The following is a 19,648-nucleotide window of genomic DNA, read 5'->3' as shown; positions in this document are numbered from 1 at the left end:
TTTCAATACAACTAATGAAAGAAAGGAACAGAAAACTATGATGAAAACAATGGAAAAAAGACAGGAAGCAAAAAAGAACCAGGAGAAAACTTTAAAAAGAATGATGGCTTATCAGAAAAAAGCTGAGCAGATGATCAGCAGAAAAAGAATGAACCATCACATGATCAGAAAGGGGTAATAACGTATGATGAACAGAAAAGAATTTTATGAATATGTAAAAGATAATGTAAAGGCATATTTGCCAAAGTCTTATGAGGAAGGCGAGATTAAACTTCAGGAAGTTGAAAAGAATAATGGGTTGAAGCTGACAGGTATCACAATTCCAAATGGAGATCAGAGAATTGTACCGACAATCTATCTGGATTCCCTTTATCAGGAATATATCAATGGAAAAGATGTAGATTCTTGTGTTGGTGATGTAGCTGATATGCGTATTGAGGCACAGGGAAAAGCAGAGTTTTTGGATATGGGAGTTCCAGATATTCTTGATTATGAAAAGATGAAAGACAAATTACAGATGAGAATTTGTGACAAAGAATGGAATACCGATCGTTTGGCAGACAAAGTAGTCACAGAACACGGAGATTTTGCAGCTTATTATGCAGTAAATCTGGAAGAAAATGGAGAGGGAATCAGCAGTATTCCAGTAACTGTTTCTCTGATGAACGAATGGGGAGTATCTGGCGAACAGATTCAGGCAGATGCGATGATGGCAGATAAGAACAGAGGAGTGCAACTGGTGGATATGACACAGATTGTCGAATCCATGATTTTTGGAGGAACACCTAAGAATCTTTTGAATGAAAAATTGGATATGGAAACTGTGGAGAATCCAATGTTCTGCCTTACCAATGAATCTAAGATGAACGGAGCTTCCCTGTTACTGCAGGAAGATATTCGAAAACAGATTGGGGAATGCCTGGGAAGCGATTACTTTGTCATCCCATCTTCCGTCCATGAAGTACTGATTCTCCCTGACAATGGTATTTTTCAGGTTCCAGAATTAAATGCGATGGTACAGGAAGTCAATGAGACACAGGTGGAAAGACAGGAACAGCTTTCTGATAAGGTTCAGTTCTGTGATAAAAAGACCGCAGTAATGGAAAATGCTGAGCGCAGGGAAGCTCGTTTGGAGAAAGAAAAAGCAGCCGAAAAAGCGGAAGTAAAAGGTGGAATCCATGGAAAACTGGAGAAAGCTAAAGCAGAGATCAAGGCAAAAGAGGCAGACAAAGTGCTAAAGAATAAGTCAAAAGATCTTGCCGCAGCATTATAAAGAGAAGTAACGATGATTTTTAGGGGACTGTGCTAAGCAGTCCCTGATTTTATGAAAAGGAGTAGCGCATGGCAAATAAATTATATGCAATGGAACAGCTGACGGAAGAGGTGGCAAAAGATGTAGCTGCCAGTCCGCAGGAATGGATGCGGTTCCTAAACACTGCATCCAGACTGTACAAATACACTTTTCCAGAACAGCTTTTAATTTATGCACAGCGACCGGAAGCAACTGCCGTAGCATCCATGGAAATCTGGAATCAGAAGATGTACCGATGGATCAAAAAGGGATCTAAGGGGATTGCCTTGATTGACAATACTTCCGGACCGAAAACAAAACTTCGGTATGTATTTGATGTGCAGGACACTTATAAAGTGCGGAATCTTGGAAAGGATCCTCAGTTATGGAATCTTCCAGTAGAAGGAGAACATCTGGTGGCAGATTATCTGCAGGAGCAGTTATCACTGGAAGATACAGAAGGAGGACTTGCTGAAAGTCTGCATCAGGCAGCGAAGGAGAGTATGCAGGAATGGCTTCCAGATGCATTGGAAGAACTGAGACTGGATGTGACAGGGACATTTTTGGAAGAACTGGACGAACAGAATCAGGAAGTAGAATTCCGGGAACTGATGACCAATAGTGTCTGGTATGTATTACTAAACCGGTGTGGACTGGATGTACAGGAATATCTGGATGCAGAGGATTTTCGGCATATAACGGACTTCAATCAGCTGAAAATATTAGGACATCTGGGAAGTGCAGTCAACGAGATCAGCAGACCAGTCCTGATGCAGATTGGACGATATGTTCTGAATGATCTGGAAAATGACCTGAAAACGGTTGCAAAAGAAAAAGAAGTAGCTTATAATGAATTTAACACGTTAATTCGTGAAAGTAATACGGATAACACAGAAGATAGAGAAGAAAAAAAGGAGGAAACAGACTATGAGAGAGATCAGTTACAGCCAGAACGGAGAGTATCAGATTCCAGATATCAGCCTAGAAGAGACGAGAGGAACCATCGGGAAGTACGGAATGATGAGGAAAGAGTATCTGAGAAACCACAAGGTAGCCAGGTTCAACATTCTGACACTGCAGAACCGTCTGGACAGTCATCTGATGGAGATCGACAGCCAGGCAAGGCAGAGAGTAGACAACCTGATGATCGAACTTCTGGAGAAAGATCCGGCACCGGACAAGATGGCAGACACAATGGCGTGGACCAGACACATGAACCAGATCAAAGCACAGGCAGAGGAAATGGTAATTCAGGAGATTATTTACAATTGAGTCTATTCCCAACACAAGAGGAACAGTTAGGAGAAATAAGGAAAGCGGCAGCTGCATTAGAACAGCCAGCCGCTTTTCTTATTTCTGATGAAGTGGTAGACGATATTCTCCGAACAGGAAGCGGACAGAATAATACACTGTTTCACATTACTGCAAGATTGATCGAAGGTTTGGATAATGAAGAAATGCAAAGCTTCCTGAAAGATGAATATGGCACTGGAGGAAAAGGATTTACCATAGATGGGCAGAAAATCAGTATCTGGTATGACAACGATGGTATCCGTATCCGACGAGGCGACTCAGCAAGAAGAAACTTTGACCGTATCGTTACGTGGGAAGAAGCTGCTGACAGGATCCGGGATATGTATGAGGAGGGAAATTACGTTGATAATCTTATCTCCAATAATGCTATCGAGCAGGAACAGAAAGAAATGACAGATCTTCTGGCACTGCATTTCCGTGATACGAGCAGAAACAGAGAAGAACGGTTGTCTTATTCTGACTGGCAGGACGTAGTGGGGGCGGCTTGGACAGATCCGGAAGAAGCAGCTGCGACTGCCTATCGTTTTGAATGGCTTCAGGAAGATATGGAAAAGAATCCAGAAGATTACCATCGTTGGGAAATCCAGCATAATCCGGAATATTTCCAGCGTTATAAAGATCTCCAGAGGGAGCGTTCCTGGGTGGATCAGCAATTCAAGGTAGAGCGACCGGCACTATCCTTTATCACACAGGATGAAATTGATGCAGTGTTAAGAAGAGGTGGCATTACTGCCGGAGGACGTAACCGGATTTACGAATATTTCATGAAGCACCATGATATGAAAGATGCAGCTGAGTTCCTGAAAAATGAATATGGAACAGGTGGTTCTTCACCCGGAATACCAGGAGCAGGTGCTTCTGACGCATCTCACGATGCAAAAGGATTAAAGCTTGCGAAGGGGAAAATTGGCAACCCGGAGGTAGAAGTTTTATTAAAGTGGAACAAGGTTGCAGAACGTGTTCGCCAGTTAATCCGCACAGATGATTATTTGTCACCGGAAGAAATGGAAAAGTACGAAGAACGACAGGAAGCACAAAGACTGGCAGATTTGGAAGAAGCACAGCAGATGTTAGGAGAACAGCTGGAACAGGATGCTTTGACCGCTGAAGATATAACTGATTTGCAATTAGTTGATTCAGAATATATGTCCGGTTCCAGAACAACAATCCATGATTTTGATTGCAAAGTTAAGGGAGAAGTGAATCGACTTCAATACACATTAGAATATCATGATGATGGAGAAGGTTTCACGATTCATACGGAAAAAGATGATATTTGGAATCGAATGTCAACACAAGAATTGGAACGTCTGGATGTAAAACTTGGACAAGAAGTACTTTATTATCATTATCACAACAAAACTGTAAATGCGGATACCTTAGATGAATTACGGGAAATCAGGGAAGAAATTATGGAGGAAGAGTCCTCGTATTTTAGTGCTATTTCTGAACGTGTGTGGACAGATTATGATAAAAAAGAAAAAGAATTATCGGGAGAAGCTGAGGTATCGGAAGAAAAAGAATCTTTAGAAGAGATGAACGGAATAGCAGAACCGATTCAAGCAACGAACTTCCGCATCACAGATGATGAGCTTGGACAGGGTACAGCAAAAGAAAAGTTCCGTGCCAATATCATGGCTATCCAGTTGTTAAAGAAATGTGAGGATGAGAACCGCAATGCAACACTAGAAGAACAGGAAATCTTATCCCGGTACGTCGGCTGGGGAGGTCTTGCAGATGTATTTGATGAAACAAAAGCTGCATGGGAGACAGAATATCTGGAATTAAAGACTGTTCTTACACCAGAGGAATATGCTGCAGCCAGAGCTTCCACCTTAAATGCTCATTATACACAGCCGATTGTGATTGAAAGTATGTATCAGGTGTTGGAGGATCTGGGATTTACAAAAGGAAATATCCTGGAGCCATCTATGGGAGTCGGGAACTTCTTTGGAATGCTTCCGGAGAATCTGAATCAGTCCAAACTCTATGGTGTGGAACTGGACAGTATCAGCGGCAGAATTGCAAAGCTGCTCTATCCGGATGCTAATATTCAAATCAAAGGTTTTGAGAAGACAGATTATCCTAATGATTTTTTTGACGTGGCGATTGGAAATGTGCCATTTGGTGCATACAAGGTCAATGACCGTCAGTATGACCGCTACAATTTCATGATCCATGATTACTTTCTTGCCAAGACGATAGATCAGTTGCGTCCAGGTGGTGTGGCTGCGTTGATCACAACAAAGGGAACCATGGATAAGGCGTCACCGGAAGTTCGGAAATATCTGGCAGAGCGTGCAGACCTGCTGGGCGCAATCCGACTGCCGAATACAGCTTTTAAGGCAAATGCAGGAACAGAAGTCAGTGCGGATATCCTGTTTTTCCAGAAGAGGGAAAGCCTTACGAAAGAAATGCCGGAATGGATAAATCTGGATAGTGATGTCAATGGTATTACAGTCAATCAGTATTTTGTTCAGCATCCGGAAATGATTCTGGGTGAAATGAAAGAAGTGTCCGGTCCGTATGGTATGGAAACAACCTGTGCTCCAATGGAAGGAGCAGATCTGGAATTACAGTTACAAGAAGCTGTGAAACACATTAAAGGAAACATGGCTCCGGCAGTTGATGTGGAGGCGGAACTGGACGATGTACCGGAGAGTATCCCAGCAGATCCTAATATCCGTAATTACAGCTTTGCAGTTGTAGATAATCAGGTATATTACCGTGTCAATTCTTTGATGAATCAGGTGAAAATGCCTGCAGCTACTGCAGAACGTGTGAAAGGCATGGTTACAATCCGTGATACTGTCCGGGAGTTGATCGCTATGCAGATGGATGAATCCGTCACAGACGAAGAAATCCAGAAACAGCAGGAAAAACTGAATCAGGTATATGATACCTACACAGCAAAGTATGGGGTTATTGGAAGCAATGCTAACAAACGGGCGTTTTCTGATGACTCTTCTTATTGCCTATTGTGTTCTCTGGAAGATCTGAACGAAGATGGAACATTGAAGCGAAAAGCAGATATGTTTACAAAACGAACCATCAAAAAGGCAGTAGCAGTAACCAGCGTAGAAACAGCGACAGAAGCGTTAGCATTATCTTTGAATGAAAGAGCAAAGGTGGATCTGACCTATATGGCACAGCTGACTGGAAAGACAGAAGAAAAAATCACGGAGGAACTGGTTGGAGTTATCTTTAAGAATCCACTGACAGACCAGTGGGAGAGTGGAGATGAGTATTTATCTGGAAATGTCAGAGATAAATTAAACACTGCGAGAACCTTTGCAGAGAGTCATCCGGAATTTACACCGAATGTCCGTGCTTTAGAGACAGTTCAGCCGAGAAATCTGGAAGCATCCGAAATTGAGGTGCGTGTTGGAGCTACTTGGATTGAACCTTCAGATTATCAGGATTTTATGACGGAACTGCTTCATACGCCATGGTATCTTGCGCAGAAGGAAATACAGGTTAAATTCTCTGAAGTAAATGGTGAGTGGAGGATTACAGGAAAGAATGCCGACAGTCCAAGAAATGCGTTTGCCTATGCCACGTATGGAACTGAGAGAGCAAATGCCTATAAGATCCTGGAAGATACCCTTAACCTGAAAGATGTACGCATCTATGATAAGAGTGTCAATGAGAATGGTGATGAAATCCGTGTCCTCAATAAGAAAGAAACCATGCTGGCATCACAGAAGCAGGATGCCATGAAAGCAGCATTTAAAGACTGGATTTTTAAAGATCAGCAGAGGCGTGAACGACTGGTAAAGGTGTACAATGAACGATTTAACAGTATCCGTCCCCGTGAATACGATGGTAGTCATTTGACCTTCCCAGGAATGAACCCAGAAATAGAACTTCGTCCGCATCAGAAAAATGCTGTTGCACACCAGCTTTACGGAGAGAATGTGCTTCTTGCTCATGTAGTAGGAGCTGGGAAGACCTACGAGATGGTAGCTGCTGCAATGGAAAGCAAACGTCTGGGATTATCACAGAAAAATCTTTTTGTAGTTCCGAACCATTTGACAGAGCAGTGGGGAGCTGAGTTCCTACAGCTATATCCAGGGGCGAACATTCTGGTAGCAACAAAAAAAGATTTTGAACCGGCAAACCGGAAAAAGTTCTGTGCCCGGATCGCTATGGGAAATTACGATGCTATTATTATTGGACATTCCCAGTTTGAGCGTATTCCAATCTCTGATGAGAGGCAGGAAGCTATGCTGCGGAAGCAGATTGATGATCTGGAAATGGCAATCCAGAGTGCAAGGTATGAACAGGACGGCGGGCGTTATACCGTCAAACAAATTGAAAAGACCAGAAAAACACTGCACACAAGGCTGGAAAAACTGAATCAGAAAGAGAAAAAAGATCAGGTAGTTACTTTTGAAGAACTGGGGGTTGATCACTTATATGTAGATGAAGCACACAGCTATAAAAATGCGTTTCTTTATACAAAAATGAGAAATGTAGCCGGGATTGCACAGAATGAAGCACAGAAGTCGGCAGATATGTTCAATAAGTGTCAATATCTGGATGAGATTACCGGTGGAAAAGGCATTACCTTTGCTACAGGTACACCGATCAGCAATAGCATGACAGAATTATATGTCATGCAGCGGTATCTGCAGAACAGCAAATTACAAAATATGGGACTTGGATTGTTTGATTCCTGGGCCTCCACCTTTGGCGAGGTAGTAACGAGCATTGAGCTTGCACCAGAAGGGACAGGCTACCGTGCAAAGTCAAGATTTGCAAGATTCTATAATATCCCGGAACTGATGAATATGTTTAAGGAGATTGCAGATATCAAGACTTCCGATCAATTAACGCTTCCAGTACCGGAAGCGGAATATGAAACAGTGGTGCTGAAACCAACGGAACAGCAGAAAGAAATCGTAGAAAGCCTTGGAGAACGTGCAGAAGTTGTCAGAAACGGAGGGGTAGATGCCTCGGTCGATAATATGCTAAAAATCACCAATGACGGAAGGAAGTTAGCATTGGATCAGCGTTTGGTGAACGAACTATTGCCAGATAATCCGGAAAGCAAAATAGCAGTCTGTGCAGAGAAAAGCTATGAAATATGGAAAGATACAGCAGCACAGAAATCAGCACAGTTGATTTTCTGTGATTTGAGTACACCGAAAGGCGATGGCAGTTTCAATGTTTATGATGATTTGAAGAAGAAACTGATGGAGAAAGGTGTACCGGAAAAAGAGATTGTTTTTATTCATGATGCAAATACAGAAGCAAAGAAGACGGAACTGTTTGGAAAAGTAAAATCCGGGCAGGTTCGTTTTTTGATTGGCTCAACAGCAAAAATGGGTGCGGGAACCAATGTGCAGGACCGTCTGATTGCCCTGCATCATCTGGATATCGGCTGGAAACCGTCTGATCTGGAGCAGAGGGAAGGACGAATTATTCGTCAGGGAAATCATAATAAAAAGGTTCATATTTTCCGATATGTAACAGAATCCACATTTGACAGCTACATGTGGCAGCTGATCGAGAACAAGCAGAAGTTCATTTCCCAGATCATGACCAGCAAGGCACCGGTCAGAAGCTGCGAAGATGTGGACGAAGCGGCACTTTCCTATGCGGAGGTCAAAGCACTTGCAACCGGAAATCCGGCAGTAAAAGAGAAGATGGAACTGGATGTGGATGTAGCAAAGTTGAAACTTTTAAAAGCGAACCACATGAATAACCAGTACCGACTGGAAGATGATATTGCAAGAAATTTTCCACAACAGATTGCAAAACTGACAGAGATCATTGACAGCTACAAGACAGACATCGCTCACTTTTCTGAGCATAAAATCACAGATCCAGAGCAGTTTTCTATGGAAATCAGTGGCAAAGTGTTCACAGAAAAGAAAGAGGCAGGAGCGGCACTTCTGGTGGTCTGCAAAGACATTAAGTCTGTAGATGCAGCTATGGACATTGGAAGCTATCAGGGATTCAACATGAGAATCCAATTCGACAGCTGGAGCAAAGAGTTTATCCTGTCTGTAAAGCATGAATCGGTAGCTAAAGTTCGGTTGGGAGCCGATGCTTTGGGAAATATCACTCGTATCAATAATCTTTTGGAAAGTTATCCAGAGAAACTGGCAGAAGCAGAACAACGGATGGAAACGGTACAGGAGCAGATGGCAAATGCGAAAGCGGAAGTCGGAAAGCCATTTCCAAAAGAAGAGGAACTGAACCAGAAGCTGGAGCGGCTGTCAGAATTAAATGCACTTCTCAATATGGATGAACGGGAAGATACAGAAACAGAGCAGTCAGAATCAAAAGAGAAAGAAGAACGGCCGGCACGTGGTTCTATCCATGAAAAACTGCAGATCTATAAAGAAAAGAGTCAGCGGGAAAGTGAAACTGGCAAGGAAACCAGAAAACGGGACTTCGGTCTGGAATAAATAAACAGGAAAGATGGCATAATTTGGTAGAAGAAGGTTCTTCCGGTTATGCCATTTTTTAGAACACAGGAGGAATTTGAATGGCGAGAAATATGATAACAGGAAAAGAAACGCAGAAAATGCAGGAATATACGCAGGAACAGATAGACCGTGCAGAACACATGGGAATAGAGATTCCAGCGGATGTAAAAGAACAGATTTTTGAATATGCAAATCTGATTGGCGAGGAAGAGAAAGTAAGGACGTTGGTAAGAAATCTGACAGATGCAATCAATCAGGCAGATGAAGATAAAGTAGAGGAACTTCTGGATGATGCAAAAATGGATATTCATGACTTACCAGATCCAACCATAGGCAAGCTGGAATTACGTGACTATGGATATACAGCAGAGGATATGGTACCGCTCAGAAAAGAAGCAGCCTTGGATTATCACAGAATGGGTTCTAAGATTTATTGCCTGGACAGTGATGGCGGCAAGGGAGAGTATGCAAGTAAAGAAATGATACAGACGCATGAAGGTCTGTTTGGCATGGAATTACAGATGTGGGAACGGATAAGGGATCAGGATCTGGATTATGCCGATGAAGATTTTGGAGCATTTCAGGAGCCTATGAGTGTCATTGACCAGGAAGAAGCATTGAAATTATACGATGCCGGAGCAGATATCTATCTGATTACTAATTTTTCATCACCGGTCTATGTCACGGAACGCAAGGAAATCGAACGAGGACCGGAGCATTATCAGATGTCTATGACAGAACGGGAGCGTTTTCGTAACCTGGAATGGGAAATGCAAAAATATCCGCAGATTCAGTCTTTGAAAGAGGCAAACCTATTGTTAGGAACAAGGCGAACCTTTGGCATTTATCAGATCAAGGATGATTCACCGGGTGAAAACTATGCATTTATGAATATGAGTTTTATTGAAAGTCATAGTATGCAGATAAAAAAAGAAGATTATAAGCTGGTCTATGTTGGAGAATTACTGGGAAATACGTCACTGGATGATATTTTTGAAAGGTTCAACATTGACAGACCGAAAGACTTCCGTGGGCATTCCCTGTCTGTCAGTGATATCGTTGTTTTGAATGATGGGGAAAAAGTAACAGCTCATTTTGTAGACAGTATCAGTTTTGAACAGCTGGATTCTTTCCTGAATCTGGAAGAACAGGTTCTTAGTGAACTGGCATATGAGGTAGGAGAACGTTATTTTGCTATTCAGAGAACAGAAGAAGGATATGATTATTCCTTTTACGATGAAGATTTCCGCCTGATGGATGGTGGCGTCTATGAAAATGGTGAAATTTCTATTGAAGAAGCGGCAGAGGAACTTCTGAAAGACGAAGGCTGGACTGGAGAACGCATCCGTGGGGATTATGCTCAGTTGATGGAAAAAGTGGAAGAAATGGATGAGGTTGTAATGGCAGAGATTCAGAAAAGCCAGGGCGAATATAAGCCACTGGCAAAGGTAGAAGAACTGGAAGAGGCGAATTACAACATGATTGACAATGTTCTTAACAATATGCCAGCGAAGAAAGAACCGTATCTGGAATACTTTGCCACAGAATGTGATGAGTTCCATGATATGGGAGCTTATGAAAAAAGTACCGATGTTAATCAGATAGCTGCAGTCTATGAAAAATATAGGGAGAATCCAGAAACTGCGTATCTGGGATGCTCAATGGGAATTATTTATCGTGATCCGGAAGACAGTTACTATGATGAAGCTGAATTTGCAATCGTAAAAGGAAATACTGTATTTGGAAATCTGATGGATGATGTTCGATTTTATGGAGAACTTGCACTGGTACGGGAAGGGATTGAGAAAATTCATGAAGCATTGCCGGACTATAAGTATGTACCGATGCGGGATATTCGGGAAGCAATGTATCCAGAGAAGATGACCACAGAACAGCTGGCAGAGGCACTGGATGATATTGCAGAAGCTTTTGATCCGTATGAGTATCGAGATAATGTGGAGAGAGGAGAAAATACGGTACAGGAAGTAATGCTGGATTTACAAAGCGGCAATATTCATTACTATGTTTCTTACTTGAAGGATATTGTAGACGAAGAATGCGACCTGTCTGTTCGTGCAGGCGTATTGATGGAAAGACTGAAAGCCTATGAACCGGAGCTTCCAAAAGATATGGAACCGATGGTGTATGTGAATTATTGTGAGAAAAGTGAGTTTGAGAGTCCAAGATGTCAAAAGTTATCTGATCTGGATTCAAAAACCGTAGAACAGGACAATGCCTGGTATGCTGACCGTGATTCAAACACCAACGAACCAAAAACGACAGCACAGATGTTTTTTACAGTATATTATGCTGAGAAAGGTGACAAAATGCTGCACCATTTTCAGGGTAAGATAGAGATTGGTACCGGAAACGGCGGTATCATCAGTCAGTTAAAGATGCAGAATGAAATGAAATTGACGGATGAAAGCTGGATCAGTTATCAGCAAGGAAAAGGAAATGAAGAGTATCAGAAGTATATGGAAGATCTGACGGATATGCAGAATCATGTGTTGCCGTATTTGCAGAGCTTTTGCAGTCTGGAAGAAAAGGGTGTGAAGGAGAGACGAGAACAGCAGGTAGCAGAGAAAAATGAGAGCAGAGAAGCTGTGCCAAGAACTGGCGTTGAAACAAATATAGCAGTTAAGGACGCAGAGAAAGCTGAAAGAAAGGCAGTAGCACAGAAAAAGGCAATGCCAGGAAAAGAGAAAAAACCGTCAATCCATGAACGATTGGAAATCAATAAGAGAATTATCCAGGAAAAACAGGGAAAAGATAAGCCAGAGAGAGGGGCTGATTTGGGTGTAAGGACAGTGTAGTATAAGCAAAACGAGTCGGAGGTCACGGATGACAACGTGGCTTCCGGCTTTTTTGCTTTGAAAGGTTTGTGCTTCGAAGTTTTATGTGACAAATGAAATAACCTGTGATATTATAAAAATGATATAAGCGAAAATGACTTTTGCGGAAAAGAGAGTATCTTTATATTTTTTTATGCGTATACTTCCTATTATGGGATTAAATGATTGCAAAGTTGATTACTAATATTTTTTCATTATTACAGGTACAATAGAACATGTAATAGCGGAAATGAGGTATAGTTACTTGCAGATAGAGAAGTATATTGCGGATAAAATAACATCTTTATGTGAAAAGCGTGACATCAGCGACTGTAGGTTACACATCCGAAACATTATGATTTATGTATGCGGTCAGTGCAAGACGGTGGTTTAGGAATGAAGCGTGTCTTAGAATATATGGAAATTCCATTTGAAACATGGGAATCTGTAGGACAGATGCGGATGGAATTTGACAAAGAAGGGGAAATGAAAACAGCGTGATATAAAATAGAAAAAAATTATCTTGAGACATCGGTATGCGCCGATGTCTTTTTGTTTTGGTAAAAATGCTGAATTATCTACCACGAAAGTATACAAAGCTTACAAAGATGTATCTTTGCTCAAAAAGACTATATATGGGCGACCTTTTACGGGCAATTTATATAGAATAGAGAAAAGGTGGTAGAAATCATGGATATGAAAACAGCAGTTATATATCGTCTTGAAGAATTGATAAGGCAAAAGGATATTACCGTGAATGAGGCGGCGATACGTTCTGGTGTTCCGCCATCAACGCTGAAGAATATTTTGTATGGGCAGAGTAAGAATGTAGGCGTAGTTACAATCAAGAAATTGTGTGATGGATTAGAAATCACAATACCAGAATTTTTTGGAGATTCCATCTTTGCAGAGTTGGAACCGGAGTTATAGAAGTAAGAGATAATCTCATGGCAAAATTCTGCGGGATGGTTTTTTTATGAAAAAAGGTTAGTTGTAACTAACAATGAGGGAGGATTATGTATAAGATAGCGATTTGTGATGATGATAAAAGATATAGAAAAACGATCAGGGAGATTATAGAGCATGAAAATAGTTTGCCTGAAAATGAAATCAGATTTTATGAATACGAATCAGGAAATGAACTTTTGAAACATACGGATATTCTCCACGAATTAGTCTTTATAGATATCCGTATGCCGGGGCTGGATGGAAACCAAACAGCATTAAAATTGAGAAATTATAACAAAGATGCAGTTTTAATCTTCTATTCCAGTTATTTTGAGCCGACAGTGGACAGTATAAATTTCGGACAGCCCTTTCGGTATATTATGAAGGACTTACACGATACCAGCTTACGCCGGGAAATTGCAGCTATTATGACTGAGGTAAAGAGACGCTTTCTGAATGACTATGCGGTAACGGTGACATCGGCGGGGAAGATAATACGCATACATGTGGAAAATATCTTATATGTTTCCAGAGCCAAAAGAGGATGTGAGATAACCATTGTGAAAGAGCAAGAAAAAGAGACAGTTCGGTGCAGAGAAGCGTTTGGAGAATTATGTGAACAGCTAAAAGATCAGGGATTTGCACAGGCGCATTATAGTTACATTGTTAATTTGGGAAAAGTAGAAGGGTTAGAAAAAGGCGTACTACGGTTGAAATGCGGAATAGAACTGAATGTTTCAAGAGCAAAGAAAGAAGAGTTTACCGAGGCACTGTTTGAATATCTGAGGGAAAGGAATGGTTGATCTGATGAGTTTGCTAAGTGATGCTTTGATTGGCAGTTTCCAAATGCTTATGCTGAATGGTTTAGGAAAGAATATGTTCCCATATAGGATTAAAACCTGTTGGAAAAGGATTCTAATATTTGGCGTAACGGCATTGGTTATTCTTGGTGTGAATCATATAGAGTCTACGTTTATCAATATTATGATGGTTCCTGTCAGCTATACTATTGCCTCTATTGTCATTTTCCAAGGAAGTGTATGGAAGAAAATTATTTTGGCCTGTTGCTATTATATGCTGGCTATAGTACCTGAGTTTTTGTTTGCTGTAATTACAGGGGCTTATGGAGTAACCGGGACAGAAAATAACTTTCATTCAGAGTTGGAAAAGTTGCTGTCACTTTTGTTGATGAGCACAATTACATTTTTATTAGTAAAATGTGTTAACCAGATCACGAGAAAGAAAAATTACCAGACGATTGAAAATAAATTGTTTACTGTGCTGTTAACTCTGCCGGCGGCGACAATTATCATTTTTATGTGTATATATTATTCGCATATTTCTTTTACTGGCGTGAATCGTATCATGATTCCTATTGGGGCAGCATTGTTGTTAATGACGAATATCTGTATATTTGCAGTCTTTGATAAATTAATTGAGAAGTCTGAAGAAGTAAAAAAGATGGAATTGCTTTATCAGAAAAGTAAAGCTGAAAATATCAATCAGAAATATATCAATAAGGTAAACGAAGATAAAAGGGTTTTTCTGCATGATGTGAATAAATTTCTTTGTACTGCGGCGAGTTTGATAGAAAATGGGAAAAATCTTGAACTGGATAGCATGGTGAGACATTTGGGGATCCGGATGGAGGAACTGAAAAATTATAGTTACTGCGCTGATCCGGTTCTAAACAGTATTTTATGTGAAAGAAAATTTGTCGCCGAATCAAAAGGCATATTGTATAAAATCAAGCTTGGAAATAATCTTAGAACAGATTTTATAGAAGACCTGGATTTGATTTCTATTGTGGGGAATCTTTTGGACAATGCAATCGAGGCTGCTGAAAAGACGAAGAAAGACCAACATGTGATTTGTAATATGTATATGGGGAATGAGGGACATCTTTTGGTAATGGAGTTTTATAATAGCTATATTCTTCCGCTGATCAAGGAAAGAGAACACTATATAAGCACAAAGAGAAATCCGGAAGATCATGGAATCGGATTACATACAGTAGGTAAATTGGTTGAAAAATATGGAGGAGTCATGAGGATAGAAGCTGGCGAGGAGGAGTTTTCGGTTAAGATTGTTTTTACAGTTAAATAGTAGAATGCAAAAATCGCCCAAAAAATTACCATTTTAGCCGGGGTAATTGAAATAGGGGCGATTTTTTAGTAGAATCACGAAAAAAAGGAGGCAAATTGCTATGGAAAAAATATTAAATGTAATGACAACTAAAATATTAGAAGGAATCAATGCTTTGGCGCTCAGGCTGACGATGCGTTCAGCGAATCTTGCTTGCAATTGGTTATATTTTCAAGAAGAAGAACCGGACGAGGTTAAAAGACTGAGGAAATTTTAATGCAGAAGAAAGTGGTAGACTGGCTGTATAATTTACAAAGCCGATGGGGGATTCTTAAAGAAGAAGAACGCAGTTTGTATGAATATGCTTATCGACTGCTGTTAAGCAGAATCCTTATATATTCTATTATTATTGCATTGGGTATCATAACGGGAAACTGGTTAGAGATGTTCAGCTTTTTACTGCCATTTGTTATTTTAAGACAGTACGTTGGCGGAATTCATTTGAAAAGATCTGTAAGCTGCATTTGTGTTTCCGGTTTCCTGATTTTTATTTGTGGAAAATATTTAGCAATTAATTTGGAGCTTGGGATTACATTCTGTATAGTATGGCTCATTGCTATTGCTGTTATATTTTTGTTGTCTCCAGTAGACACTGGACACAAAAGATTGGATGAAAAAGAAAGAAAGGTTTATGGGAAATCTGCAAGAAAATTGCTAATTATTGAATTTGTATTGGCTTTCTGTTTTGGTGAAACCGGAATTTTAATAGTTGCTAAAGGGATTGCAGTGGCTCATATAATTTTAGCAAGTGGACTGATTTTAGGCAAAAGCCAAAATTTTTTTGGAAATAAGTTAGGGGTTACTAACTTGTGAAAGGATAAAGGATTGATAGATAATAAAAAACTATTGGGAAACGATAATGATATATTTCAAATTAAGGAAGTTTTAGAAAAATCTTTGGATAATAAATGGACTCAGGAATTTGTCTATTTGTTAAGAAAATTTTTCTATATAGAATATTGGTCAAATGTGGAAAAGAACGAAAGATATACGATCCAGATGATTCAAGAGATTTTAAAAAAGCATTTGGATTTTTTAGATGAAGATAGGGGAACAGAGGAAGTGCTGAGAAAATTTCGAGCAATGCTGCCCTACCTGCAGCAGTTGGTAATATCAGATATGAAAGCGGCATATGAAGGTGATCCGGCAGCGAAGAGTTATGAGGAAATCATAGCGGCTTATCCAGGTCCTTTGGCAGTACTTATTCAAAGGACGGCTAATTGTCTGTATAAATTGAAAGTTCCTATTTTACCAAGAATTATGACAGAGTACGCACATTCAATAACAGGAATAGATATCCATCCAGGAGCAGAAATTGGAGAGAGCTTCTTCATTGATCATGGAACAGGAGTTGTAATCGGAGAAACTGCTGTTATCGGGAATCATGTAAAAATATATCAGGGTGTGACTTTGGGAGCTTTGTCAACTCGCGGAGGTCATAAACAGAAATGGTTGAAACGGCATCCTACTGTTGAAGATAATGTAACAATTTATGCGGGAGCTACAATCTTAGGAGGCAATACAGTGATTGGAAAAAATTCTATTATTGGTGGAAACGCATGGGTAACGCAATCTGTACCACCTTCAACAAAGATATTTTCAGATTTTATGGAGATGAAATTACAACCGATTTCTGGAGGAGGATTAACATGAATCAAAGGCTTTTGAAAAACGGTGAGAATATTAACTCCCAAGATATAACATTATTTTGTTTCCCGTTTGCTGGAGGAGGGGCTTCCGCATACAATTCTTGGGTTCAAAAAATGAAAGGCAAAGTAACTGTTTGTCCGATCCAGCTACCGGGTAGGGAAGAAAGGATTATGAAAAAGCCGTATCATAATATGACGGATATGTTAGATGAATTGGAGGAAATAATATGGGAAAACATAAGAGGACCGTATGCATTCTGGGGACATAGCATGGGCGGAAAGATTGCCTATGAGTTAGAAAAAAGAATGGAAAAAAGAGGAAAGACAGCCCGATGCTTCCTGGTATCAGGAAGTCGTATCCCAAGTATTCCAGAACCCAATCCAATCTATCATCTTCCAGATGACGAATTTAAAAAGGCGCTCGGCAGATTTGAAGGAACGCCAAAGGAGATACTGGAAAACCAGGAACTTTTGGATTTCTTTCTGCCTATGCTGCGAGCTGATTTTACAATGGATGAAACGTATTATGATAAAGATCTTATCACTTTACGCAGTCCGATTGAGGCGTTTGGAGGACGAAAAGATCGGGAAGCAGATGAAGCAGCAATGAAAGAGTGGGGAAAATATACAGAAGGGGCGTTCCACTGCCATATGTTCGAAGGTGGGCACTTTTACATTCGGGAACAGGAAGAAGCTGTTCTGTCAGAAGTACAGAAATGCCTTCTGGGTGTTCCGGATGAAAATTGAATTATACGGAAACCGGGAACTTTTGAATATAGGAAAGCTGGAACTGCATACAGGAGAGGTACACATCTGGAAACTTCGGTGGAGAGAACTGGAAACTTTTTGGAATAGGCATAAACCTATTTTGGAAAAGGAAGAATGCCAGAAGGCGGAACATTACCGTTTTCATGAAGATAAAATGCGTTATCTTGCAGGAAAGATTGCTGTGAGAATGTTATTGAAAGAGTATTCAGGTGAGGACAAGATTGTTTTAAGACAGGGAAAATATGGGAAACTGTACTGGAAGGCACCGCCGGGACAAAGGCAGATCACATTTAACCTTTCCCATTCCGGAGAATGGGTGCTGGCAATATTTGCCAGCCGACAGGCTGTGGGAATTGATGTGCAGGAAATGGGAGAGATCTCAGAATATATGGAGATTGCCAAAAATTTCTTTACGGAAGAAGAGGCGACAGAAATTCAGAAAACAGAAAGCCCTGAACGGTTCTATCAGTACTGGGCAGCAAAAGAGGCGTATCTCAAAGCGCTGGGTATCGGTTTGAACAAGGGAATGGACTTCTTTTCTGTCAGGGAAAACAAGATTATAGAAAAAGGAAAGATAAAATCTGGATGGAAATTATATCCGATTCTGATAAAAGATTATGCCGCATATGCAGCGGTGCAAGAGAAAGGAAGGTAATACAAAATGGCAGGTTACAAAAAGGACATGGAACGATATGAAACTCTGGAAGGCTGGGAAAAACTAAGCATGGGAAAGCAGCTTGATAAATGGGCAACTCAGTACGGAGATAGAATCGCAGTTACAGACAGCGAAGAGAAAATCACTTATTCAGAACTGAATCAGAAAGCAATCTGCATAGGACGGTACTTTATGGAGAAAGGTATCCGCAAAGGGGATAAGGTTCTTGTGCAGCTACCGAACCGGATCTCTTTTGTAAAAGTATTCTTTGCCCTTGCGAAGATCGGGGCTGTACCGATCATGATGCTCCCGGCCCACAGGGAAGCAGAATTAGAGGGAATCATAGCGCTTGCAAAGCCGACCGCATATATTGTAGCCGAAAAATATTTAGGGTTTGACTATGTGAAAATGGCAACGGCTATGCAGAAAAAATATCCATGTATACACAATGTCTTTGTAGATAATGTAGAGAGGGAAGAATGGTTGGAGGCGGAAACAAAAGGGCAGAGAGAATTTCCAGAAGTGGACAGTTACAGTACGGCAGTATTGCTGCTGTCGGGCGGTACGACTGGTGTTCCCAAATTGATTCCCCGTACCCATACAGACTATATGTATAACGCAAGAATGTCCGCAAAGCGCTGCCAGCTAGATGAAAATAGTGTTTATCTTGCGGCGCTGCCGGTAGCGCATAACTTTCCGCTTTGCTGTCCGGGGCTTTTAGGAACCTTGGATGCAGGGGGAAAAGTGGTGCTGGCGCCAACGACCAGCCCGGATGATATCCTAACGGCGATTACAGAGGAGAAAGTAACCATCACAGCTCTGGTTCCGGCTCTGGTTACGGTGTGTATGGAAATGTTGGAATACGATGAGGATTATGATATTTCCAGCCTGAAGATTTTACAGGTGGGTGGGGCGATGCTGGAGGATTCCCTCGCAGATAAGATTATAGAAGAATGGCCATGTACCTTGATGCAGGTATTCGGGACTGCGGAGGGGCTGTTGTCTTTTACCAGCCCGGATGACGATCCTGCCATAATAGCAAGATGCCAGGGGACGCCGGTTTCCCCTGCAGATGAAGTGAAGATCGTAGATGAAAAGGATGAGGAAGTACCGATAGGAGTTTTTGGAGAACTGTTATCAAGAGGACCGTATACGATTGACGGATATTATATGGCGGAAGAAGCCAACAAGACAAGCTTTACAGACGATGGGTTCTACCGGACGGGGGACAAAGCCATGTGGACAGAAAATGGCCGGCTTCGCATGGGAGGGAGAATCAAAGAGCAGATCAATCGGGCAGGAGAAAAGATCATGCCTGCGGAAATAGAGGCATATCTGTGCAAACATCCAAACATTAAGGAAGCCGCTGTTGTAGGCGTACCGGATGAGATGTTAGGAAACCGGATCTGTGCGTTTCTTATGATGGAAGAAGGAAATAAACTGGATGTGCAGGCAATACACCAGTTTTTAAAAGAGATTGGCGTTGCATCTTACAAACTGCCAGATCAGGTGGAACTTATAGAAGAATGGCCGTTGACCAGTGTAGGGAAAATAGATAAAAAAGTGTTAGGACAGATGGCACAGGAAAAATAGGAGATTATAAA

Annotated in this window: 14 protein-coding genes; all 14 read left to right on the top strand. The window is 41.0% G+C overall.

Features of this window, described 5'->3' with window-relative positions:
- Window positions 1-37 precede the first annotated feature (37 nt).
- Window positions 38-178 (top strand): hypothetical protein, encoded by a 141-nt coding sequence (locus tag ARB69_RS27140; protein WP_167702486.1) that lies wholly within the window; start codon window positions 38-40, stop codon window positions 176-178.
- A 6-nt stretch (window positions 179-184) separates the two neighbouring features.
- Complete coding sequence (locus ARB69_RS07400; protein WP_055152364.1) at window positions 185-1,273, top strand: DUF5688 family protein; 1,089 nt, start codon at window positions 185-187, stop codon at window positions 1,271-1,273.
- Window positions 1,274-2,218: 945 nt separating this feature from the next.
- On the top strand, window positions 2,219-2,563 hold the full coding sequence (locus ARB69_RS28455; RefSeq protein ID WP_420319453.1) for a TnpV protein: 345 nt from the start codon (window positions 2,219-2,221) through the stop codon (window positions 2,561-2,563).
- 185 nt (window positions 2,564-2,748) lie between these two features.
- Window positions 2,749-9,024, top strand: coding sequence for a DEAD/DEAH box helicase family protein (locus tag ARB69_RS07395; RefSeq protein ID WP_420319454.1), 6,276 nt, complete (start codon window positions 2,749-2,751; stop codon window positions 9,022-9,024).
- Window positions 9,025-9,104: 80 nt separating this feature from the next.
- Complete coding sequence (locus tag ARB69_RS07390) at window positions 9,105-11,861, top strand: YodL domain-containing protein (RefSeq protein WP_055152360.1); 2,757 nt, start codon at window positions 9,105-9,107, stop codon at window positions 11,859-11,861.
- Window positions 11,862-12,569: 708 nt separating this feature from the next.
- Window positions 12,570-12,809, top strand: coding sequence for a helix-turn-helix domain-containing protein (locus tag ARB69_RS07385; protein WP_055152358.1), 240 nt, complete (start codon window positions 12,570-12,572; stop codon window positions 12,807-12,809).
- An 86-nt stretch (window positions 12,810-12,895) separates the two neighbouring features.
- The gene (locus ARB69_RS07380; RefSeq protein WP_055152356.1) at window positions 12,896-13,630 is read left to right on the top strand and encodes a LytR/AlgR family response regulator transcription factor; all 735 of its coding nucleotides are present in this window, start codon (window positions 12,896-12,898) and stop codon (window positions 13,628-13,630) included.
- The gene (locus ARB69_RS07375) at window positions 13,623-14,933 is read left to right on the top strand and encodes a sensor histidine kinase (protein WP_242857549.1); all 1,311 of its coding nucleotides are present in this window, start codon (window positions 13,623-13,625) and stop codon (window positions 14,931-14,933) included. Before ARB69_RS07380 ends, ARB69_RS07375 begins: the two co-directional genes overlap by 8 nt.
- A 100-nt stretch (window positions 14,934-15,033) precedes the next feature.
- A complete protein-coding gene (locus tag ARB69_RS07370; protein ID WP_055152354.1) occupies window positions 15,034-15,189 on the top strand; it encodes a cyclic lactone autoinducer peptide in 156 nt (51 codons plus the stop codon).
- The gene (locus ARB69_RS07365; RefSeq protein ID WP_055152352.1) at window positions 15,189-15,785 is read left to right on the top strand and encodes an accessory gene regulator B family protein; all 597 of its coding nucleotides are present in this window, start codon (window positions 15,189-15,191) and stop codon (window positions 15,783-15,785) included. The genes ARB69_RS07370 and ARB69_RS07365 overlap by 1 nt, the downstream gene beginning before the upstream one ends.
- Before the next feature lie 12 nt (window positions 15,786-15,797).
- Window positions 15,798-16,625: a serine O-acetyltransferase EpsC gene (epsC, locus tag ARB69_RS07360; protein WP_055152350.1), complete on the top strand. Its 828-nt coding sequence runs from the start codon at window positions 15,798-15,800 to the stop codon at window positions 16,623-16,625.
- Complete coding sequence (locus ARB69_RS07355; RefSeq protein WP_330377559.1) at window positions 16,532-17,368, top strand: thioesterase II family protein; 837 nt, start codon at window positions 16,532-16,534, stop codon at window positions 17,366-17,368. The genes epsC and ARB69_RS07355 overlap by 94 nt, the downstream gene beginning before the upstream one ends.
- Entirely contained in the window at window positions 17,358-18,044 is a 687-nt protein-coding gene (locus ARB69_RS07350) for a 4'-phosphopantetheinyl transferase family protein (RefSeq protein ID WP_055152346.1), read from the top strand. The genes ARB69_RS07355 and ARB69_RS07350 overlap by 11 nt, the downstream gene beginning before the upstream one ends.
- Window positions 18,045-18,050: 6 nt before the next feature.
- Complete coding sequence (locus ARB69_RS07345) at window positions 18,051-19,637, top strand: (2,3-dihydroxybenzoyl)adenylate synthase (protein WP_055152344.1); 1,587 nt, start codon at window positions 18,051-18,053, stop codon at window positions 19,635-19,637.
- Window positions 19,638-19,648 lie beyond the last annotated feature (11 nt).

It is taken from the genome of Faecalicatena contorta (assembly GCF_001404335.1).
Taxonomy (GTDB): Bacteria; Bacillota; Clostridia; order Lachnospirales; family Lachnospiraceae; genus Faecalicatena; species Faecalicatena contortus_B.
Note: the sequence above shows the minus strand (reverse complement) of the source record. Positions and strands in the feature narration are given on the sequence as shown.